Below are 20078 nucleotides of genomic sequence, written 5' to 3'. Positions count from 1 at the left end.
AGACGAGACGTTACGTCATCAGGTCTGCGGGAGGTGCCATGTCGTTTGCCAGCGCGTGCGAGAGCCTTCTCCGGGGAGTCCCGGACTACCCGTGCTTCCTTACCGTGGACGAGCTCGAGGCGGCCACGGACGAGCTCGCCTGTGCCCACGCCGTGCGCGTGACGGAGCTCGGCCGCTCGCGCGAGGGCAGGCCCGTCAGGTGCCTCACCGTCGGGACGGGGGAGCGCGCCGCCGTGGCGCTCGGGGCGCCGCACCCCAACGAGCCCGTGGGCGTGATGACGGTGAGCTACCTCGCCGAGCGCCTCGCCGCGGAGCCCGACCTCGCCGCGGAGCTGGGCGTCACCTGGCACCTCGTCAAGGCGTGGGACATAGACGGGCTCGCCCTCAACGAGGGCTGGCTCAAGGGCCCCTTCACGCTCTTCGACTACGCGCGCCACTACTTCCGCCCCGACTTCGCGGACCAGCCGGACTGGACCTTCCCCGTGCGGCACAAGCGGCTCGCGTTCGACGCCCCCACGCCCGAGGCGGCCTGCGGGATGCGCCTCATCGACGAGGTGCGGCCCGACCTCCTGCTCTCGCTGCACAACTGCAGCTTCGGCGGGGCGTACTGGTACGAGACGGAGCCCACCCCCGCGCTCTGGGAGCCGCTTCGCGAGGCCGCCCGGCGCAGGGGCGTCCCGCTCGACCTCTCCACGCCCGAGATGCCCTACGCCCGGCAGCTCGCGCCGGCCGTCCTGGGGGCCCTCGGGGCGGAGGACGCCTACGACTACTACGAGTCTCTCGGCGCCGGGGACCCGGCCGCGCTCGTGGGGCACGGCACGACGAGCGCGGCCTACGCGGCGCGCCGCCACGGCACCTTCGGCCTCGTGTGCGAGATCCCCTACTTCTACGACCGCGCCATCGAGGACGGCTCGGGGTGCGGGCGCGCCCTCTCCGAGGTCCTTCTCGCCCGGCTCGACTGGGTCGGCGCGTGCGGGGGACTCGTCGAGGGATGGCTGTCCGCGCTCGGCGGCGTCCTGGGCGAGAAGAACCCGTATCGCCGGGCGCTCGCCGCGGAGTCCTTCGCGGCCTCCGACGCGGCCCTGCGGCGCCAGGCGACGGACGACCCGGCGTTCGCGCGCGAGGCGACCGTCGCCGAGGCCTTCGACGCCGACGTCGTGCGCCGCTTCTACCGCTCGAGGAACGTGGGCATGCTGCTCTCCGCGATCGACTGGGAGGCGTCCGAGCGCCGGCTCTCCCCCTCCGAGCGCGTCGTCGCGGCGGAGGTCGGGGCCGAGGCGGAGTCATGGCTGCGCGAGGCCTGCGCCGACTTCGAGGCGCGCTCGAGCTACCGGGCGATTCCCATCCGCGACCTCGTTGCCACGCAGCTCGAGAGCGCCCTTCTCGCCGTCGCGCACGTGCGCGGGCTGGCGTGACGCACGTCCTTCTCGACCCTCCTGCGCGAGTGAGTGACGTGTTTTGGACGGATGAGGCCCCGTAGGGGGCTCCGTTTGTACGAAATCAGTCACTCGGCTGGTTGTGACGTGCGAAAGGCGTGCAAAGGGGACAGGCACTTTCGCACGGGGCCCGTGCGAAAGTGCCTGTCCCCTTTGCACGCCTTTCGCACGCCCCCGACTACTCCGTGGGGGCGAACTGGGACTCGTAGATGCGCTGGTAGCGGCCGTCGGCGGCGAGCAGCTCGTCGTGGGTGCCGCGCTCCGCGATGACGCCGTCGGCCATGACGCAGATGAGGTCGGCGTCGCGCACGGTGGAGAGGCGGTGCGCCACGACGAAGCTCGTGCGGCCGGCCATGAGGTTGGCGAGCGCCCGCTGGACCAGCAGCTCGGTGCGCGTGTCGATGTTCGAGGTGGCCTCGTCGAGGATGAGCATCGCCGGGCGGGCGAGGATCACGCGCGCGATGCACAGGAGCTGGCGCTGGCCCGCGGAAAGGGCGCTCGAGCCGTCGAGGACCGTGTCATACCCCTGCGGCAGGCGCATGATGAAGTCGTCGGCGTAGGCCTCTCGGCACGCGGCGCGGACCTCCTCGAGCGTGGCGTCGGGGCGTCCCATGCTCACGTTCTCGCGCACCGTCGCGCGGCGGACCCACGTGTCCTGCAGCACCATGCCCCAGCCGGCGCGCAGGCTCTCGCGCGTCCACGCGCGCACGTCTCGTCCGTCAACGCGCACGGCGCCCGCGCTCACGTCGTAGAAGCGCATGATGAGGTTGATGAGGGTCGTCTTGCCGCACCCCGTCTCGCCCACGAGGGCGATGCGCATGCCGGGGCGCACGGCGAGGTCGACGTCGCGCAGCACCAGGCGGTCGGCGTCGTAGCCAAAGGCCACGTGGTCCAGGCGCACCTCGCCGCGAGGCTCGGCGAGCACGGCGGCGTCCGCGGCGTCGGGCTCCTCGGCGGGCTCGTCAAGAAGGGAGAAGAGCCGCCGCGCGCACGCCACGGAGTTCTGGAGCTCCGTGGCCACGCCGGAGATGTCGTTGAAGGGCTTGGCGTACTGGTCGGCGTAGCCGAGGAAGGCCGAGAGGCCGCCCACGGTGATGCCGCCGCCCATGGCCACGAAGGCGCCGAAGATGCCGATGGCGGCGTAGACGAGGGCGTTCGCGAAGCGCGTCGTGGGATTCACCAGGGACGAGAAGAACACCGCCTTGAAGCTCTCCTCCCCGAGCGCCGCGTCCGTCTCGGCGAAGCGCGCGGCGACGGCCCCCTGCATCTCGAAGGTCTCGACGGCCGAGATGCCGCCGACCATCTCCTCCACGTAGGCGGTGAGCTCGCCGCGGATGCGCGACTGGCCCGAGAAGTGCTTCGCGCTGTGCGTGGCGATGAAGCGGGCGGTGAAGACCGAGACGGGGGTGAGCAGCGCCACCACGGCGGCGATGGCGGGGTTGAGCGCAAACATGAAGACGAGCGTCACCACGATGGTGAGGATGCCCGTGGGAAGCTGCTGGAAGGCCATGAGCAGGCCGTTCGTGAGCATGTCGGCGTCCGTGACGATGCGGCTCGCCAGGTCGCCGTGGCCGTGCGAGTCGAGGTAGGAGAGGGGCAGCTGCTGCAGGTGGTCGAAGCAGCGGCGGCGCAGGTCGAGCGTCGCGCCGAAGGCGAGCCGGTTGGTCACGGCCGTGAGGGCCCACTGGCACGCGGCCGTGGCGGCGAGCGTGCCGGCGATCCAGGCGAGCGCGCCGCGCAGGCCGGCGAAGTCGACCTCGCCCGGGCCCACCACGCAGTCGACCGCCCGGCCGGAGAGCACGGGCAGCGAGAGCGTGCCCACAACGACGGCGACGGTGAGCAGGGCGGTCAGCGCGAGCGCGCCGCGCCGCCCGGCAAACAGGCCGGCCATGCGGCGGACGGTGCCGTCCGAGGGGCGCACGCCGCCCCCGCGCGTGTTCTTCTCGCTCATCGGGCCACCTCCTCGGCGGTGAGCTGGGACTCGCAGATCTCGCGGTAGACGGGGCAGCCCTCGAGGAGCTCCTCGTGGGTGCCGAGCCCCACCTGGCGCCCGCCGTCGAGCACGAGGATCTGGTCTGCGTGGCGCACGGCGGTCACGCGCTGGGAGATGGTCACGACGGCGGTGCCGGCGCAGTCGCGGGCGATGGCGCGGCGCAGCGCCGCGTCCGTGGCAAAGTCGAGCGCCGAGGAGGCGTCGTCGAGGATGAGGACGCCCGGCCGGCGCGCGAGGGTCCGCGCGATGGCGAGGCGCTGGCGCTGGCCGCCGGAGAAGTTGCGGCCGAACTGCTCGACCTCGGCGGCGAGCCCGCCCTTGCCGTCCACGGCCGAGGCGGCCTGCGCCGTGGCGAGCGCGGCCTCGAGGTCCTTCTCGCCCGCGTCCGGGCCGCCCCAGCGCAGGTTGGACTCGATGGTCCCCGAGAAGAGCGTGGCGCCCTGCTCCACGAGCGAGACCTCGCGGCGCAGGCTCTCTCGCGTGAGCTCGCGGACGTCGGCGCCGCCCACGCGGACCGCGCCCTCCGTGGCGTCGTAGAAGCGCATGGCGAGGCTCGCGAGCGTGGACTTGCCCGAGCCCGTGCCGCCGATGACGCCGAGCGTCTCGCCGGGCGCCAGCGCAAAGCTCACGTGGCTGAGGGCGTGCCCGGCGCCCCCGGCGTAGGTGAAGCTGACGTCGTCGAAGGCGAGGGCGGGCTCGCCGGGCGCAAGCTCGGCCTCGCGCGCGCCGTCGGCCATGGAGGGGCGCGTCTCGAAGACCTCGTTCACGCGCTTGGCGCAGGCCGAGGCCTTGGAGAGCAGCACGATGAGGTTCGTGAGCTTGAGGAGCTCCACGAGCGCCTGGCTCACGTAGCTCACGAGCGCCACGAGCTGCCCCTGCGTGAGGTGACCGGCGTCGACGCGCAGGCCGCCGAACCACAGAAGCGCGATGAGGCCGCAGTTGATGGCGAGGTAGGTGAGCGGGTTCACGAGGGCGGAGATGTCGCCCGTGGAGACCTGCCGGTCGCGCACGGTGCCGGCCGCGTCGGAGAAGGCGGCCCGCTCCGCGTCCTCGCGGCGGAAGGCGCGCAGCACGCGCACGCCCTCGAGGTTCTCCGTGGTGGCCAGGAGCACGTCGTCGAGCCCGCGCTGGATCTCGCGGTAGCGGCTCGTGGTCACGCGCATGAAGCCCATGACGACGGCGCCCGAGACGAGCACGGCCACGAGCAGCGCCGCCCCCTCGACGCCGTCCACGAGGAAGGCCGCGACCACGGTGCCGAAGGTCACGAAGGGCGAGCGCAGGATGAGCCTGAAGAACATGTTGAGGCCGTCCTGCACCTGCTGGGAGTCGTTCGTGATGCGGGTGACGAGCGTGGTGCGGCCCAGGCGCTCCACGTCGGCGCGCGAGAGGCTGAGCACGTGGCGGAAGAGGTCGTCGCGCAGCGCCGTGCCGAAGGCAGAGGCCAGCTTGGAGCAGAAGTACTGCGCCGTGACCGAGATGGCCCAGGCAAAGACGCCCATGCCCACGAGCAGCGCGCCGTGCCAGAGCACGTAGGAGGCGTCGCGGGAGGCGATCCCGACGTCGATCACCTGCGCCATCACGAGCGGGACGAGGAGCTGGAGCAGCGCCTCGAGCATCTTGAAGAGCGGGGCGAGCACGCACTCGGCGTAGTGCCCGACGAGGTAGCGTCTGAGCTTGAACATCTGGCCTCCGGGAAGAGCGGTCAACCGTTCGATTCTAGCGCGAGCCGCGAGGGGAGGTCCTTCTCGGCAGGTTGACCCGTCCGCGCGCCGCGGCGGGCGGACGGCCGAGAAGGACAGGCGAGAAGGGCGGGCGGCGCGCGGAGGTCTCGTCGAGAGGGGCCTCCGCGCGCCGCCCGACGCGCGTCGTTGGGTCCGCCTACTCCGCGGCGAGCACCTTGCTCGGCGTGATGGGCAGCTCGCGCACGTAGCGGCCCGTGGCGTGGGCCACGGCGCTCATGACCGCGGGGGAGGGCGTGTTGATGACGACCTCGCCGATGGACTTGGCGCCGAAGGGGCCCGTGGGCTCGAAGCTGGGCATGAACTCCACGCGCGGCTCAGGCACGTCCATGCGGGTGGGCAGCTTGTACGTCATGAGGTCGCCGGTGCGGAGGTTCCCGCGCTCGTCGCGGGAGACCTGCTCCGTGAGCGCCATGCCGATGCCCTGGGCGATGCCGCCCTCGGCCTGCACGCGCGCGAGCGCCGGGTTGATGACGGTGCCGCAGTCCACGACGGCCGCGTAGTCCGTGACCGTGACCTTGCCCGTGGCCTTGTCGACCTCGACCTCGGCGACGCCGGCCATGTAGGGCGGCGGCGAGGTGGGCTGGGCGTTGGTGCCGTGGCCTTCGAGCATGCCGGGGTGCAGGCCAAAGCCGATGAGCTTGTTGGCGAGCGCGGCGACGGTCATCTCCTGCTCGGTGCCGTCCGCACCGACGCAGCGCACGGACTCGCCGTCGAACTCCACGTCCTTCTCGTCCACGCCAAAGACGCGGGCGGCCTGCTCGCGGATCTGCCGCACGAGGTCCTCGGCAGCGCGCACGACGGCGCCGCCGGTGGTGTAGGTGCCGGAGGACGCGTAGGCGCCGGTGTCGAAGGGGGAGGTGTCGGTGTCCACGCCCTTGGTGACGATGCGGTCCACGTCGCAGCCGAGCGCCTCGGCCGCCATCTGGGCGAGGATGGTGTCCGCGCCGGTGCCCACGTCGGTGGCGCCGATGGAGAGCACGTAGAAGCCGTCGTCCTCGAGGCGGATGTCCACGTTGGCGATGTCGACCATCGCGATGCCGGAGCCCTGCATCGTGAGGGCCACGCCCAGGCCGCGCACGCGGTCGCCGAGGTCCTCGGAGAGGGGCCGGCCCTTCCAGCCCACCATGTCCATCGCGCGCTCGAGGCACTCGTCGAGGCGGCAGCTGTAGAGGTGCTCGTCGTTCAGCTGCCAGAGGGTCTCGCCGGGCTTCACGAGGTTCTTGAGGCGCAGCTCGCACGGGTCCATGCCGAGCTCGTCGGCCAGCTCGTTGACGGCGGACTCCACGGCGAAGCAGCCCTGCGTCGCGCCGTAGCCGCGGTACGCGCCGCCCGGCGTGGTGTTGGTGTAGACCACGTCGTAGGAGAAGCGGCTCGCCGTGGCGTGGTTGTAGATGGGGAGCGCCTTGCCGCCCACGAGCGTGACCGTGGTGGTGCCGTGGTAGCCGTAGGCGCCGGCGTTGGAGAGCGCGTAGAGGTCGATGGCCTCGATCGTGCCGTCGCGCCGGGCCCCCATGCGGACCTTGAGGACCATCTCGTGGCGCGTGTTGGAGCAGCTCATGGTCTCCGCGCGCGTGTAGGTGCACACGCACGGGCGGCCGGTCCTCATCGCGGCGAACGCGGCAAAGGGCTCGTTGCAGCCGCTCTGCTTGGCGCCAAAGCCGCCGCCCACGCGTGGCTTGATGACGCGCACCTGGTGCTTGGGGATCCCGAGGGCGTTTGCCACCTGGCGGCGGATGTGGAAGGGCACCTGCGTGGAGCTCACCACGGTGAGGCGGCCAAAGGCGTCGGTGTAGGCGAAGGAGCGGAACGTCTCCATCATGGACTGCTGCGTGGCCTGCGTGCGGTAGGTGCGCTCGATCACCACGTCGGAGGCGGCGAAGGCGGCCTCCAGGTCCCCGTGGACGCGCTCGCCGTGCGCCACGAGGTTGCGGCTCGGGTCGCCGGACCTGTCGCCGCCGGGCGTCCAGTCGTCCTCGTCGTGGATGACGGTTTCGTTGTCGAGCGCCTCCTCCACGTCGACGATGGCGGGGAGCTGCTCGTAGGTGACCTTCACGGCCTTCGCGCCCGCGGCGGCCGCGGCCTCGGTCTCGGCCACGACCATGGCGACCTCGTCGCCCACGTAGCGCACGTGCCTGTCGAGAAGGACGGTGTCGTAGGGGCTCGGCTCGGGGAAGCTCTGGCCGGCCAGGGTGAAGCGGTTGTGCGGCACGTCGTCCGGGCCAAAGACCGCCACGACGCCGGGGACCTCGAGCGCGCGGCTCTTGTCGACGTCCGTGACGATGGCGTTGGCGTGGCGGCTGCGTACGAGCTTCACCACGAGGGCACCCTCGGGCGCGAGGTCGGCGGTGTAGACGGGCGCGCCGGCGAGAAGCGCCCCGGAGTCCTTCTTCGCCACCGGGCGCGCGATCTCGCGGTGCTGGGCGCCCGACTCGGTGGTGGCGTCCGCGGGCACCTCGCGCGGGGGCAGCTCGCCGCCGTTCGCGTGGCGGGCGAGGAAGCGGCGGATCGCGCGCATCTGGCTCGCGTAGCCGGAGCAGCGGCAGAGGTTGCCGGAGAGGTAGCGGCGCATGGTCTCGTCGTCGGCGCCCGGGCGCGCGGCGTCGAGCGCGAGCACGGCCATCTCGAGGCCCGGGGCGCAGAAGCCGCACTGCTCGGCGCCCTCCTCGGCGAGGCACTGGGCCAAAAGCTCGCGGCGACCGTCGCGCATGCCCTCGAGCGTGGTGACCTCGTGGCCGTCCACGCGCGCCATGAGCACGGAGCAGGAGAGCACGGGCTCGCCGTCCAGGAGCACGGTGCAGAGGCCACAGTTGGAGGTCTCGCAGGCGCACTTCACGGACTTGTAGCCGTGCGCGCGGCAGAAGTCGAAGAGGGTCATGTCCGGGCGGACGTCCTCCTCGAGGCGCGCGCCGTTCAAGGTGAGGTTGACGAGCATCCCTAGGCCTCCTTCTCTGCGCGGGGCTTCTCAGCGGCGCGCTCGACGGCGCGGCGGACGAGCGTGGGCGCCACGGCACGGCGCCACGCGGCGGTGCCGCGCAGGTCGTCGCCGAAGTCCAGGCTCTCGGCGAGCTCGCAGATGGCGTCGAGCTCGGCGGGGGAGAAGTCGCGTCTCAGCGGGATGCGCTCGCCGCCGGTCACGAGCGTCGCCTTCTTGGGGCGCGCGCCCACGGTGACGTGCCAGGATCCCTGCCAGCAGGCGGCCGCCGCGTTGAGCGCGGAGAAGTCCGTCGCGGCGTTGCGGACGGACTCGAAGGCGGCCTGGTAGCGGTGCTTGCGCACGACGACGTGCGTGAGGACGTCGTTTCTGGCCCCGCGCTCCACGAAGGGGATGACGGGCATGGTGCCCGCGCCCTCGAGCTCGACCTCGGTGTCGAGCGCCAGCAGCGCCGTGACGATGTCGGAGAACCCCATGCGCGCGTAGAGCGACCCGCCCACCGTGGCGAGGTTGCGGAACTGCGTGCCCACGATGTCACGGACCGCCTCGGTGAAGATGCCGCAGGTGGCGGCCTGGAAGCGCTCATGGTTCTCGAGCTCGCCCAGGGTCACCATCGCGCCGATGCGAAACGCGTCCTCGGTCTCCTCGACCTTGTTTAGCCCGCAGCCGGAGAGGTCGATGCCGAGCGGCGAGGTCCGGTCGGCGAGGCGCAGCCACATCATGCCGCCGATCACCGTGGCCTGGCGGTTCTCCCGCAGGAGCTCGTAGGCCTGTCGCGTGGTGCCGGGGCGGACGTACTTCTCGAAGGTGAGCACGGGTCCTCCTCCTGGTTCTTCTCGGTAGCGCCTCAAGAATACCGCAGGTAGGGGGTGCCGGGGTGCGCACCGTTATACTTTCGGCGAGACAACGCCCCGGCATGGCGGGGCCTGGCATGCCCCTCGCCCAGACAGAGCCAATCGACAAAAACCTCCCCTCGAGGGCAGGGTTTTGTCCGGATGCTCTGTCTCGGCGCGCGGCGAGAAGCCCGCCCGGGCGCGCCCTCCCGTCATCCCGGCGTGAGGTAAGATTGTCGCCGCTGCGTCGGCCGTCGAGGGAGGTGGGATGGGCGAGAAGATCGTGGACGCGCGCGGCGTCAGCCACGCGTACGTGAGGGGCCGCCCCACGCTGCGCGACGTCTCGCTCGACGTCGCGCCCGGCGAGCTCGTGGCCATCGTGGGCGAGAACGGCTCCGGCAAGACCACCCTCGCGCGGCACCTGAACGCGCTCGTCCCGCTGCAGGCGGGCGAGCTGCGCGTCGCCGGAATAGACGCGGCGGACCCGTCGCGCGTCTGGGAGCTGCGCCGCGCCTGCGGCATGGTCTTCCAGAACCCCGAGAACCAGTTCGTCTCCTCCGTGGTGGGGGAGGACGTGGCCTTCGGGCCACTGAACTTCGGCGCCGACGGGCCACGCGCGCGGGAGGCGGCGTCGGCGGCCCTCGCCGCGGTGGGGCTCGCGGGCTTCGAGCGGCGCGACACGCACGCGCTCTCCGGAGGCCAGCAGCAGCGCGTGGCCCTCGCGGGCGTGCTCGCGTGCGACGCCGACGTCATCGTGCTCGACGAGGCGACCTCGATGATCGACCCGCGGGGGCGCGACGAGCTCGTGCGCGCCGTGGCGCGGGCGCGCGAGGAGCGGGGCACCACGGTCATCTGGATCACGCACGACATGGAGCTCGCCGCCCGCGCCGACCGCGTCGTGGTCATGCGCCGCGGGGAGGTCGCGGCCGACGGCGCCCCGGCGGACGTGCTCTCGGACGAGGCGCTGCTCGAGGGGGCCGGCCTGGAGCCGCCGCTCGTGGTCCGCGCCTGGCGCGAGCTCGAGGGGGCCGGCGTCGTGGCCGGGCCTGCGCCCGTGACGGTCGAGGGGCTGGTGAGCGCGCTGTGCGAGTGAGGCTCGAGGGGGTTTCCGTCACCTACGAGGGCGCGGCGGGCGAGAGGAACCGTGCTCTCGACGACGTCACGCTCTCGCTCGAGGTCGGCGTCACCGGGCTCATGGGGCAGACGGGCTCGGGCAAGTCGACCCTGCTCGACGTCCTCGCCGGCGTGCTGCCGCCCGACTCCGGGCAGCTGCTCGTGGACGGCGCGGACGCCCTGCGGGGCCCCGGCGCCCGAGCGCTCGCCGCGTCCGTCGGGCTCGTCTTCCAGATCCCCGAGCGCCAGTTCTTCGAGGCCACGGTGGAGCGCGAGGTGTCCTTCGGGCTGCTCGCGCGCGGCATGGGCGCGGCCAAGGCGCGCGAGCGGGCGGGCTCGGCGCTCGCGCTCATGGGGCTCTCCCTGGACGAGCTGGGCCACCGCTCCCCGTTCGCGCTCTCGGGCGGCCAGCAGCGGCGCGTCGCCATAGCGTCCGTGCTGGCGCTGCGTCCCGCGCTGCTGCTGCTCGACGAGCCCACGGCCGGGCTCGACCCGCGCGCCCGCTCGGCGTGCCTCGCGGCGGTGCGCGCCGCGGCCGAGGACGGGGCCACGGTCGTCGTGGCCAGCCACGACGCCAACGCGCTTGCCGCGGTCGCGGACCGCGTGGTGGCGCTCGAGGCCGGACGCGTGACCCTCGACGGGCCGATGCGCGCCCTTCTCGGAGACGCGGGGCTCATGCGCGCCCACGGCCTCGAGGGCGCCTGCGCCGCTCGTGCCGCCTCGGCCCTGAGGCGCGCCGGCATCGACGTGCCGGGCGCGCCCCTCACGGCCGAGGAGCTCGCGTCGGCCATCGCGCGGGGGAGGGCGTCATGAGGTCGCTTGCCGGATACGTGTGGGTGGACTCGCCGCTCCATCGCATGGGGGCCGGTCCCAAGCTCGTCGGTCTTCTCGCCTGTGCCCTTCTCGTCGTGCTCGCCACGACCCCGCTCGAGCTGCTCGCCGTCTCGGCGGGCGTCTGCGCCCTCGTGGCCGTCTCGCGCGTGGGCTGGCACGCCGCGGGACGGGCCGCATGGGGCCTGCGCTGGTTCCTGCTCATGGTCCTCGCCATGAACGCCCTCTTCTTCAGCGACGCCGACCCCCTCGTCTCGCTCGGGCCCGCGCACCTCACCCCCGCGGGGCTCGCGCAGGGCGCGCGCGTGGTGGTGCGGACGCTTCTGGTGGTGGTCCTGGGCACCCTCCTCACGGCGACCACGCGCCCCCAGGAGCTCGTGGACGGCGTGCGGCGCCTGCTGCGCCCGCTCGGGCGCCTCGGTCTGCCCACGGAGGCGGCCGCGCTCGCCGTGGGCGTGACGGTACAGTTTGTGCCGACGCTCCTGCGGGAGAGCCGGCAGCTCATGCGCGCCCAGGAAATACGTTGCGGTGGCGTCGCTTCTCATGGTATTGTGCGACGAGCCGTCAGCTATGTACGGCTGCTCGTACCCATCTTCGTATCGGCGATGAGGCGAGCCGACGAGCTCTCCTGCGCCATGGAGGCCCGCGGGTACCGGATCGACCGCCCGCGCGCCGCCGACACGACGGGAGAGGGGAAGAGGTACCAATGAGTCAGGTGAAGAAGGTCGTCGTCGCCGCCGTGTGCGCGGCGCTCGGGATCGTGCTCCCGATGGCGTTCCACTCCATTCCCAACGCGGGCGCCACCTGGCTGCCCATGCACATTCCCGTGATGATCTCCGGCCTCGTGGCCGGCCCCGTCGCGGGCGCCGCGACCGGCGTGCTCGCGCCCGTCCTGTCCGGCCTGCTCACGGGCATGCCGCCCGCGCCGATGCTGCCGCCCATGACCTGCGAGCTTCTCGTCTACGGCCTGGTCTCCGGCCTGCTCTCGCGCGTGGTCCGCACGGGCAGCACCACCGCCGACCTCTACATCTCGCTCGTGGGCGCCATGCTCGCCGGGCGCGTGGTGAACGGCGTGCTGCGCGCGCTGATCTTCTCGGCGGGCGCCTACTCGCTCGAGGCCTGGCTCACGGCCTCCTTCGTGACGGCGATCGCGGGCATCGTCCTGCAACTCGCCGTCGTGGTGCCGATCGTGGTCTCGCTCGAGCGCGCCGGGCTCGTCCCGCCGCGCTACCCGGATCCGAAGGAGTAGCCGCCCCCGTCCGCCCGGATTCGTCGCGAGCGCCCCGCACGGGTTCGTGCGGGGGGCTCGCGACGCTTGCATCGAGAAAAGCGTCGCGAACGCCCCGCTCCGTCACCGTGCGGGGCCCTCGCGACGAAAGCGGGGAGAAGAGCGTCGCAAACTCCCCGCTCCGTCACCGTGCGGGGGACTCGCAACGAAAGAGCCGAGAAGAGCGTCGCAAACGCCCCGCACGACGGCCGTGCGGGGCCCTCGCGACAGAAGCGCCGAGAAGAACGTCGCATTCGCCCCGCTCCGTTACCGTGCGGGGGGCTCGCGACGTTCTTCTCGGCACGAGGGGCGTCCCCGCCGTCACGCCAGCCGCGTGCTCGCGCGCTCGATGACGGTGCCGGGCACCTCGACGCGCCCCGTCGGGCGGGCCGGGTCCTTCGCCCGGGCGAGCACGCGCACGAGCACCTCGCCGGCCACGCGTGCCGTGTCCTGGGCGACCGTGGTCACGCCGCCGAAGAGCACGCGGTTCCAGGCGTAGTCGTCGAAGGTGGCGAGCGCCACGTCATGACCGACCGCAAGGCCGCTCCCCCTGATGGCCTCGGCGAGGCGCAGGAAGACGAGGCCGTTTACCGCCACGATGGCGAGCGGCCCCTCCCCGCGCTCGTGCGCGAGGCGGCCGAGCACCTCCTCGATGCCCTCGCCCCCCTCGCCGAGCCCTTCGACGGAGCCGACCATGCCGCGCCTGGCCAGGCCAGATGCGAAGGCCTCGGCTCGGGCGCGCCGCGTGGCGCTCGTGGAGACGGGCTCCGTGAGCAGCGCGGACCTTCTCGCCCCGCGCCGGGCGAGAAGGTCGAGCAGGTGCTCCACGAGCCGGGCGTTGTCCGAGGTCACGAGGTCGACCGCGCACGCGCCCCCGTCCGGTCCCGAGATGGCGCGATCGAGCAGGCAGGTGGGGACGCGCGCCGCGGTCTCGGCGATGAGCTCGTCGTTGCCGCCGGTGGTGTTGACCACGAGGCCGTCCACGCGGGCGTCCACGAGCCGCTCGATGGCCTCCGCCTCGCGCGTGGGGTCATTCTCGGAGAAGGAGCACATGAGCGTGTAGCCCGCGGACTCGGCCTGGTCGCAGAGCTCCTGCAGGACCTCGCCGGAGTAGGGGTTGCGCACGTCCGCCATGACCACGCCGAGCGTGTGGGAGGTCTCGAGGCGGAGGCTGCGCGCCACGCTGCTCGGCCGGTAGCCCGTGCGCTCCACCACCTCGGCGATGCGCTCGCGCGTCTCGGCCGACATGGAGGTCCAGCGGCCGTTCAGGAACCGCGACACCGTGGCCGGGCTCACGCCCGCCTCGCGGGCGACGTCCCGTATGCTCGTGCGCGCCATGCCGCCCCCTCGCGTTTGTCGAGACTTCGTGTGCGCGCGCCTTCACGCGCAGATCGTTCTTCTCGGTACTATACTACATGCCGTTGGGAAATCGATTTCCCAAAGCTAGACACGCTAAAGAGGGGAGACGTGGTGGACGAGAAGACCAAGGTGCTCGCGTTCGGTGAGATCATGATGCGGCTCTCGCCGCCGGACAACCTCCGACTGGAGCAGGCCTCGACGTTCGAGGTCCGCTACGGCGGCGCCGAGGCCAACGTCGCGCTCTCCCTCGCGTTCCAGGGCGACGACGCGGCCTTCGTCTCCATCGTCCCCGCCAACCGCATCGGCGACTGCGCGCTGCGCTCGCTCACGTCCTACGGCGTCGACGTCTCCCGCGTCGTCCGCTCGGGGGACCGCCTCGGGTCCTACTTCTTCGAGGTGGGCGCGTCGGTGCGCTCCAACGGCTGCGTCTACGACCGCAAGTACTCCGCGATCTCGCTCGCGGGCCACGACGAGCTCGACTGGGACGCCATCCTCGAGGGCGTCGGCGCCTTCTACGTCTCCGGCGTGACCCCCGCCGTCTCCGAGGAGATGGCCCTCGCGTGCGAGGAGGCTCTCGCCGCCTGCCGCGAGCGCGGGATCACCACCGTGCTCGACCTCAACTACCGCGGCAAGCTCTGGTCCCCCGAGCGCGCCCAGGCCGTGATGGCGCGCCTCATGCCCCACGTCGACGTGTGCGTGGCCAACGACGAGGACGCCCCCTCCGCGCTGGGGATGACCTGCGTCTCCGGCTCGCTCGCCAACGGGATCGAGGAGCGCGAGGACTACGTCGAGATGGCGCGCCAGATCTGCGAGCGCTACGGCTGCAGGATGGTGGCCTCCGTCATCCGCGACGTTCGCTCCGTCGAGGACTCCGACTGGATGGGCATGGTCTACGCCGACGGCGCGCCGCACTTCTCGTCCGTCCACCACGTGCACGTGCTCGAGGGCGTGGCCGCCGGCGACGCCTACGGCGCCGGGCTCGTCCACGCGCTGCTCCACGGCTTCGACCTCGACCACGCGAGCGAGTACGCCATCGCGGCGAGCGTCCTCAAGCTCACGATCCACGGGGACTCCAACCTCGTGACGCCCGCCGAGATCGAGGCGGTGGCGTCGAAGGGCGCCGGCACGCGCGTCGCCCGCTAGCCGCGCCGCCGCGCCACTGGCGTCAGGTTTATTTGGCACGTTCGTCAGGTTTTGCCGGGGGTCCCGGCAGGAGGGGAGAGACATGGGATACATGGACGGGTTCTACCGCGAGGTGGAGAAGGTTGGCGTGGTGCCGGTCGTCGTGCTCGACCGCGTCGAGGACGCGCTGCCGGTGGCGGACGTGCTCGTGAGGGGCGGCCTGCCCTCCGCCGAGGTCACCTTCCGCACCGCCTGCGCCGCCGACGCCATCCACGAGATGAGCGAGAAGTGCCCCGACCTCCTCGTGGGCGCCGGCACCGTGCTCAACCTCGAGCAGGCGCGCCGCGCCGTTGACGCGGGCGCTCGCTACATCGTCTCCCCGGGCTACAACATGCAGGTCGTCGACTGGTGCCTCGAGCACGAGGTGCCGGTGCTGCCCGCCGGCGTCACCCCCACCGAGGTCACCGCGCTCGTGAACGCGGGCCTCGAGGTCACCAAGTTCTTCCCGGCGGCGCAGTACGGCGGCCTCGCCACGATCAAGGCGCTCGCCTCGGTCTTCGTTGGGCACCGCTTCATGCCCACCGGCGGCGTGTCGGCGTCCAACCTGCGCGAGTACCTCGAGTGCCCGGCGATCCTCGCCTGCGGCGGCACCTGGATGGTCAAGCCCGACCTCATCCGCGCCGGCGAGTTCGACCGCATGCTCGAGCTCACCGCCGAGGCCTCCGCGCTCGTCCGCGAGATCAGGGGCTAGTCGTGGCCGTCCACGTCATCGAGGAGGCCAACCGCTGCCTGGGCTGCCGCCGGGCGATGTGCCAGGAGCGTGGCTGCCCCGTCCACACGCCCATCCCCGAGGTCATCCGGCTCTTCAAGGAGCGCAGGATGGACGAGGCCGGCGCGCTGCTCTTCGAGAACAACCCCATGAGCGCCGTGTGCTCGCTCGTGTGCAACCACTCCAACCAGTGCGAGGGCAACTGCGTCCAGGCGCGCAAGGGCAACCCCGTGCACTTCTCGAGCATCGAGCACTACATCTCGAGCACCTACCTCGACCGGCTGGAGCCCGAGCGGCCGCAGCCCTGCGGGAAGTCCGTCGCCGTCATCGGCTCGGGGCCCGCGGGGATCACGGTGGCGATCAAGCTCGCCGAGCGCGGCTGCGCGGTCACGGTCTTCGAGCAGCGCACGGAGATCGGGGGCGTGCTGCAGTACGGCATCCCCGAGTTCCGCCTCTCCAAGGAGCTCGTCCAGCGGTATCGCGAGGTCATGTGCGCGCTCGGGGTGCGCGTGCGCCCCTCCACCACGATCGGCGGCGCCCTGCACATCGACGACCTCTTCCGCGACGGCTACGACGCGGTCTTCGTGGGCACCGGCACCTGGCGCGCCCGCAAGCTCGACATCCTGGGGCAGGCGCGCGGCAACGTCTTCTTTGGCATCGACTACCTCGTCGACCCCTCGAGCGTGTCCATCGGCCGCGACGTGGCCATCATCGGCGTGGGCAACGTCGCGATGGACGTGGCGCGCTCGGCCCTGCGCCACGGCGCGCGCCGCGTGACGCTCTACTCCAACACGCACGAGGTCACCGCCAGCTCCGAGGAGGTCGAGTACGCCGAGCTCGAGGGCGCCGAGATCGTCTACGGCAAGGACGTCGTCTCCATCGACGACGAGGGCCCGACCTTCCGCACCGCGATCTTCGACGAGAAGAACGACGTCGTCGGCTACGAGGACGAGCTCGACCACGTGCGCTGCGACACCGTGATCATCGCCGTCTCCCAGCTCCCCAAGAACAAGCTCGTGCTCACCACGACGGGGCTTGCCACCAACGAGCGCGGCCTGCTTGAGGTCGACGAGTCCTGCATGACCACCGTCCCGGGCGTCTTTGCCGCGGGCGACGTGGCCACCGGCCCGCGGACCGTGGTGCACGCCGTTGCCGGGGCCAAGCGCGCCGTCGAGGGGATGCTCGCCTACATGGGCCTTCCCGCCGACGCCGACCCGGCAACGCCCTAGCCATCATCGATGACCCATCTCGACGCGGGGTCCCGCCATGCACCCCTCGCCGAGCCTCCTTTCCAGTGCCGCGCCCCGCCTCCCAGCACAGGCGGGGCGCGGCGTTTTGCGGGCGGGGGGGCCAGTGGGACGGCGCGCATCATGCATTCTGCGCCGCGTCCTTCTCGCCATCTGCGCCCCTGCGGGGCTCGTCGCGCAGAATGCGTGCGAGGGGCGTCGACTCAGCGGCTGCGCCCGACGCGCTCGAAGAACGCGAGCGCGTTGCCCGAGCAGAGCCGCGCGCATACCTCATCGCCAAAGCGCCTGGCGAGAAGGGCCTGGAGGGAGGGCAGCGTCCGCGCGCCGTCGAGGAAGGCGGGGACGGTGGCGCCGTCGAAGTCGGCCCCGAGCGCGACGACCCCCTCGCCCCCGAGGTCGAGCCAGTGCTCGACGTGGGCCGCCACGTCATCGAACGTGACGTCGTCGGCGCCGGCCCCCTCGCGCAGGAAGCCGCAGCAGAGGTTGAGGCCCACGAGGCCTCCCCGGTCGCGAATCTCCAGGAACTGCCGGTCGGTGAGGTTCCTCGGGTGTGCGCAGACGGCGCGGGAGTTGGAGTGGCTCGCCACGACGGGGCGCGTCGCGAGGGCGAGCGCGTCCGCGAGGCTCTCGTCGTTGAGGTGGGAGACGTCGAGCACCATGCCGGCGCGCTCCATCTCCGCCAGCGCCCGCGCGCCGAGCGGGGTGAGGCCGGCATGGGAGTCGCAGCCGCTTGCGAGCGGGCCCTCGGCGTTCCAGCTGAGAGAGGCCATGAGGACGCCCTGCTCTGCGAGGCGTCCCACGAGGCCGAGGTCCGCGGCGAAGAGGCGCGCGTTCTCGATCGTGCGGACGGCGGCCATGCGGCCCGACCGGAGGGCGGGGCGGATCTCGTCGCCACCGCTCACGAGGGCGACCGCGCTCGCGTTCTTCCGGACCTCGGCCTCGAGGTACGCCGCGACGTGCCGGTAGAAGCGGGCGGCCTGCTCGGGGGAGAGCTCGTCGGGGATGAAGCAGGCGAAGCACTGAGCCCAGGGCGTCTCGCCGACGGCCTCGAGGGAGACGTGGCAGCGGCTCCGGGCGAGCTCGCGGCAGCCTTCGGGGTCCTCCCCGTCGCCGGGGCCGTAGAAGTCCGTCCCGCAGGCGCGGCGCAGGTCCTCCGGCAGCGTCTGCCACGCGAGGCGGTCGGCGGTGTCGCAGTGCAGGTCAAATACGAGGTGGCGCATGAGGCCTCCTTGGGTGCGGGACGGGTCGGCGGGCCCGGCCCGTCGTGCAATCGGGCGGATAGTGCGAAGAATCTGCCGACTGGTCTGCAATCGGGCGGATAGTGCGAAGCAATTATCCGCCTTCTGAGGCGCCCCGTCGGGTGTCCGTCCCCTGCCCGGGGCAAAACGGCCAGTTGGCAGCGGCGTCTCCTGGGGAGCGGGGCCGGAAAAGGCTTCCCACTATCCGCCTGATTGCAGGCCGCTCGGGGAAAGTTTCACACTATCCGCCTGATTGCAGGCGATGGCCGCCCCAGGGCCGTCGGGATGCCGGGCTCAGCGCTGCCCCTCCCCCTCGAGGAGTCGCCCGAGGCGCGCGAGGCAGTAGAGCGCCCCGGCGGCGGCGATGACGCCGCCCACGAGTCCCACGCCGACGGGCCCCGCGGCGTCGCACACCAGGCCGCCGATGATCGAGCCCGTGCCGATCCCCACGTTGAAGAGGCCGGAGAAGACCGACATGGCAACCGGGGTGGCAGCCTGCGAGGTGCTGCGGATGACCTCGGCCTGCGCGGCGACGTTGTAGGCGGTGGCGGAGACGCCCCAGATGACGCAGACCGCGAAGGGCCCGGCCGGAACCCCCGCGAGGGGGAGGAGCAGGAGGAGCGCCGCCGCCATGCCGAGCATCGTTGCGGTGAGGAAGGGACGGCGGTGCGCGTCGAAGAGGCGGGCGAAGAGCCAGCTCCCGCCGAGCCCCGCGACGCCGAATACGGTGAGCGCGGCGGTGATGAGCGCGTCGGGCATGGCTGCCACCTGCTTGAGGAAGGGCTCGATGTAGCTGTAGCCCGTGTAGTATCCGGTCGCGAAGAGGATGGTGGCGAGGTAGAGCCCCACGAGCGCGCGGTTGCGAGCGAGCTCGGGCAGGCGGTCGAGCGTGAACGGCTCTCCCGCCTCGAGCCGCGGGAAGAACGCGACGAGGCCGACCAGCGCCACCGCGGCGGCCGCCCCCACGCAGACGAAGGTCATCCGCCAGCCGAGGGCGAGCCCGAGCGCGCGGCCGAGCGGCAGCCCGAAGATCATGGCGACGGAGGTTCCCGTGACGATCATGCTCATGGCGAGCGAGGACCTCTCGGGCGCCGCCACGCGCACGGCAAAGGGGGAGGCCACCGACCAGAAGACCGCGTGCGCGGCGGCAACGATGAGGCGGGATGCCACGAGCAGCTCGAACGTGGGGGCAAGGGCCGAGGCGACCTGCCCGCCGCAGAAGACGGCGAGCACCGAGACGATGAGGGCCCTCGGGGAGATGCGGCTCGCGGCGAGCATGAGCGGCAGCGAGAGGAGCGCCACGGCCCATGCGTAGATGGAGATCATGGCGCCGGCGCCCGACTCGCTGAGCGAGAACGCCCCGGCGATGTCCGTGAGCAGGCCGATGGGCACGAACTCCGAGGTGTTGAGCAGGAAGGCTGACAGGGTGAGGGCGACGAGCGGGAGGAGCTCTCGCGTCGTCATGCGGGGCGTGGGGGAGGCCATGGGTTCCCTTCGTACGGTCGCGGCTCGACGTTTCCGGGGGAGACTCTAGCGTAACCAGAGCCAGAGGGATAGCAGCATGGCATCAGGTCTCATGCCCCCTTGCGAGGTCTTTCGGGAGCGGCCCGAAGGCGCGGCACTCATGCGAGCGGCGCCCGCCCCGGGGGGCGGGCGCCGCATGAAAGGGGCCTGTATGGCAGGTCCTTCTCGCCCTAGCGCTCTGCCTGCTCCTTGATCTTGCCGGACAGCACGAAGCACAGCACCGCGAAGACGATCGAGACCACGTACATGCTCATGTTGGCGGCAGCGCCGTCGAGCGCGACGCCGAGCACGAGGCCGACCACCGAGAAGACGACGGCGACGAGGCTCATGGCGCGGAAGGGCCCGATCTTGCGCGGCGTGTTGGCGCCGCGGATGCCCGCTCCGGCGTAGATGAGGTAGAAGACGCCGGACACGATGCCCCAGATGCCGAAGATGACGGCCCAGGCCTGCAGGTTGAAGTCGATGCCGCCCACGCTCACGACGTCGGCGGGGTCGAGCAGCCCCATGCCGGCGAGCGTTATGCCGCCAAAGACGAGGCAGGCGAGGGCGTCGAGGACGTACAGGAAGCAGACGATCTTGAGGAGCTTGCGCTCTTTTGACATGGTTCCTCCTTAGGGTGACGGTCACCTCAACTATACCGCGCGCTGTCTCCCGTCATCCTTATAATGGGGC

16 protein-coding genes are annotated in these 20078 nt (G+C 72.0%); 8 read left to right on the top strand and 8 right to left on the bottom strand.

All coding sequences use genetic code 11. The features are described 5' to 3' along the window. Positions 1-38: 38 nt before the first annotated feature. The gene (locus tag E0L17_RS05560) at positions 39-1415 is read left to right on the top strand and encodes a M14 family zinc carboxypeptidase (RefSeq protein ID WP_167930264.1); all 1377 of its coding nucleotides are present in this window, start codon (positions 39-41) and stop codon (positions 1413-1415) included. Positions 1416-1614: 199 nt separating this feature from the next. On the opposite strand, the gene E0L17_RS05555 is transcribed toward E0L17_RS05560, so the two are convergent. The 4 genes from E0L17_RS05555 to E0L17_RS05540 form a co-directional block, all read right to left on the bottom strand. Continuing rightward, the gene (locus E0L17_RS05555) at positions 1615-3387 is read right to left on the bottom strand and encodes an ABC transporter ATP-binding protein (protein WP_167930263.1); all 1773 of its coding nucleotides are present in this window, start codon (positions 3385-3387) and stop codon (positions 1615-1617) included. Continuing rightward, the gene (locus E0L17_RS05550; protein WP_167930262.1) at positions 3384-5111 is read right to left on the bottom strand and encodes an ABC transporter ATP-binding protein; all 1728 of its coding nucleotides are present in this window, start codon (positions 5109-5111) and stop codon (positions 3384-3386) included. Before E0L17_RS05550 ends, E0L17_RS05555 begins: the two co-directional genes overlap by 4 nt. A gap of 196 nt (positions 5112-5307) precedes the next feature. Continuing rightward, complete coding sequence (locus tag E0L17_RS05545; protein WP_206109023.1) at positions 5308-8103, bottom strand: molybdopterin-dependent oxidoreductase; 2796 nt, start codon at positions 8101-8103, stop codon at positions 5308-5310. Between the two features lie 2 nt (positions 8104-8105). Further along, the gene (locus E0L17_RS05540) at positions 8106-8918 is read right to left on the bottom strand and encodes an FAD binding domain-containing protein (protein WP_167930261.1); all 813 of its coding nucleotides are present in this window, start codon (positions 8916-8918) and stop codon (positions 8106-8108) included. Positions 8919-9204: 286 nt separating this feature from the next. Between E0L17_RS05540 and E0L17_RS05535 the strand changes: the two genes are divergently transcribed. Genes E0L17_RS05535 through E0L17_RS05520 form a run of 4 tightly spaced genes read left to right on the top strand, consistent with a single transcriptional unit; the run spans position 9205 to position 12129 of the window. Then, positions 9205-10029 (top strand): ATP-binding cassette domain-containing protein, encoded by an 825-nt coding sequence (locus tag E0L17_RS05535; protein ID WP_167930260.1) that lies wholly within the window; start codon positions 9205-9207, stop codon positions 10027-10029. Next, a complete protein-coding gene (locus E0L17_RS05530; RefSeq protein WP_206109022.1) occupies positions 10026-10862 on the top strand; it encodes an ATP-binding cassette domain-containing protein in 837 nt (278 codons plus the stop codon). Before E0L17_RS05535 ends, E0L17_RS05530 begins: the two co-directional genes overlap by 4 nt. Continuing rightward, positions 10859-11590 (top strand): energy-coupling factor transporter transmembrane component T family protein, encoded by a 732-nt coding sequence (locus tag E0L17_RS05525; RefSeq protein ID WP_167930259.1) that lies wholly within the window; start codon positions 10859-10861, stop codon positions 11588-11590. Before E0L17_RS05530 ends, E0L17_RS05525 begins: the two co-directional genes overlap by 4 nt. Further along, a complete protein-coding gene (locus E0L17_RS05520; protein ID WP_167930258.1) occupies positions 11587-12129 on the top strand; it encodes an ECF transporter S component in 543 nt (180 codons plus the stop codon). The genes E0L17_RS05525 and E0L17_RS05520 overlap by 4 nt, the downstream gene beginning before the upstream one ends. A 339-nt stretch (positions 12130-12468) precedes the next feature. On the opposite strand, the gene E0L17_RS05515 is transcribed toward E0L17_RS05520, so the two are convergent. Continuing rightward, positions 12469-13485 (bottom strand): LacI family DNA-binding transcriptional regulator, encoded by a 1017-nt coding sequence (locus tag E0L17_RS05515; protein ID WP_167930257.1) that lies wholly within the window; start codon positions 13483-13485, stop codon positions 12469-12471. 132 nt (positions 13486-13617) lie between these two features. Between E0L17_RS05515 and E0L17_RS05510 the strand changes: the two genes are divergently transcribed. The 3 genes from E0L17_RS05510 to E0L17_RS05500 all read left to right on the top strand — a co-directional run bounded on the left by E0L17_RS05510 (position 13618) and on the right by E0L17_RS05500 (position 16626). Next, positions 13618-14649: a PfkB family carbohydrate kinase gene (locus tag E0L17_RS05510; protein WP_353652953.1), complete on the top strand. Its 1032-nt coding sequence runs from the start codon at positions 13618-13620 to the stop codon at positions 14647-14649. Between the two features lie 82 nt (positions 14650-14731). Beyond that, complete coding sequence (eda, locus tag E0L17_RS05505) at positions 14732-15379, top strand: bifunctional 4-hydroxy-2-oxoglutarate aldolase/2-dehydro-3-deoxy-phosphogluconate aldolase (protein ID WP_167930255.1); 648 nt, start codon at positions 14732-14734, stop codon at positions 15377-15379. A 2-nt stretch (positions 15380-15381) separates the two neighbouring features. Next, a complete protein-coding gene (locus E0L17_RS05500) occupies positions 15382-16626 on the top strand; it encodes an FAD-dependent oxidoreductase (RefSeq protein ID WP_167930254.1) in 1245 nt (414 codons plus the stop codon). A gap of 221 nt (positions 16627-16847) precedes the next feature. On the opposite strand, the gene E0L17_RS05495 is transcribed toward E0L17_RS05500, so the two are convergent. From E0L17_RS05495 to E0L17_RS05485, 3 genes are all read right to left on the bottom strand, one after another. Beyond that, on the bottom strand, positions 16848-17864 hold the full coding sequence (locus E0L17_RS05495; RefSeq protein WP_167930253.1) for a dipeptidase: 1017 nt from the start codon (positions 17862-17864) through the stop codon (positions 16848-16850). A 312-nt stretch (positions 17865-18176) separates the two neighbouring features. After that, positions 18177-19346: an MFS transporter gene (locus E0L17_RS05490; RefSeq protein ID WP_286163311.1), complete on the bottom strand. Its 1170-nt coding sequence runs from the start codon at positions 19344-19346 to the stop codon at positions 18177-18179. A 230-nt stretch (positions 19347-19576) separates the two neighbouring features. Continuing rightward, complete coding sequence (locus tag E0L17_RS05485; RefSeq protein WP_167930251.1) at positions 19577-20008, bottom strand: hypothetical protein; 432 nt, start codon at positions 20006-20008, stop codon at positions 19577-19579. Positions 20009-20078 lie beyond the last annotated feature (70 nt).

Source organism: Olsenella sp. SW781, from assembly GCF_012027725.1.
Taxonomy (GTDB): domain Bacteria; phylum Actinomycetota; class Coriobacteriia; order Coriobacteriales; family Atopobiaceae; genus Thermophilibacter.
This window is presented reverse-complemented; position numbering and strand designations above follow the sequence as displayed.

Bases quoted from the DNA above. Each gene is read 5' to 3' on its own strand.
- E0L17_RS05560 (WP_167930264.1), top strand. From the start codon at position 39: ATGTCGTTTGCCAGCGCGTGCGAGAGCCTTCTCCGGGGAGTCCCGGAC.
- E0L17_RS05555 (WP_167930263.1), bottom strand. From the start codon at position 3,387: ATGAGCGAGAAGAACACGCGCGGGGGCGGCGTGCGCCCCTCGGACGGC.
- E0L17_RS05550 (WP_167930262.1), bottom strand. From the start codon at position 5,111: ATGTTCAAGCTCAGACGCTACCTCGTCGGGCACTACGCCGAGTGCGTG.
- E0L17_RS05545 (WP_206109023.1), bottom strand. From the start codon at position 8,103: ATGCTCGTCAACCTCACCTTGAACGGCGCGCGCCTCGAGGAGGACGTC.
- E0L17_RS05535 (WP_167930260.1), top strand. From the start codon at position 9,205: ATGGGCGAGAAGATCGTGGACGCGCGCGGCGTCAGCCACGCGTACGTG.
- E0L17_RS05525 (WP_167930259.1), top strand. From the start codon at position 10,859: ATGAGGTCGCTTGCCGGATACGTGTGGGTGGACTCGCCGCTCCATCGC.
- E0L17_RS05520 (WP_167930258.1), top strand. From the start codon at position 11,587: ATGAGTCAGGTGAAGAAGGTCGTCGTCGCCGCCGTGTGCGCGGCGCTC.
- E0L17_RS05515 (WP_167930257.1), bottom strand. From the start codon at position 13,485: ATGGCGCGCACGAGCATACGGGACGTCGCCCGCGAGGCGGGCGTGAGC.
- eda (WP_167930255.1), top strand. From the start codon at position 14,732: ATGGGATACATGGACGGGTTCTACCGCGAGGTGGAGAAGGTTGGCGTG.
- E0L17_RS05495 (WP_167930253.1), bottom strand. From the start codon at position 17,864: ATGCGCCACCTCGTATTTGACCTGCACTGCGACACCGCCGACCGCCTC.
- E0L17_RS05490 (WP_286163311.1), bottom strand. From the start codon at position 19,346: ATGACGACGCGAGAGCTCCTCCCGCTCGTCGCCCTCACCCTGTCAGCC.
- E0L17_RS05485 (WP_167930251.1), bottom strand. From the start codon at position 20,008: ATGTCAAAAGAGCGCAAGCTCCTCAAGATCGTCTGCTTCCTGTACGTC.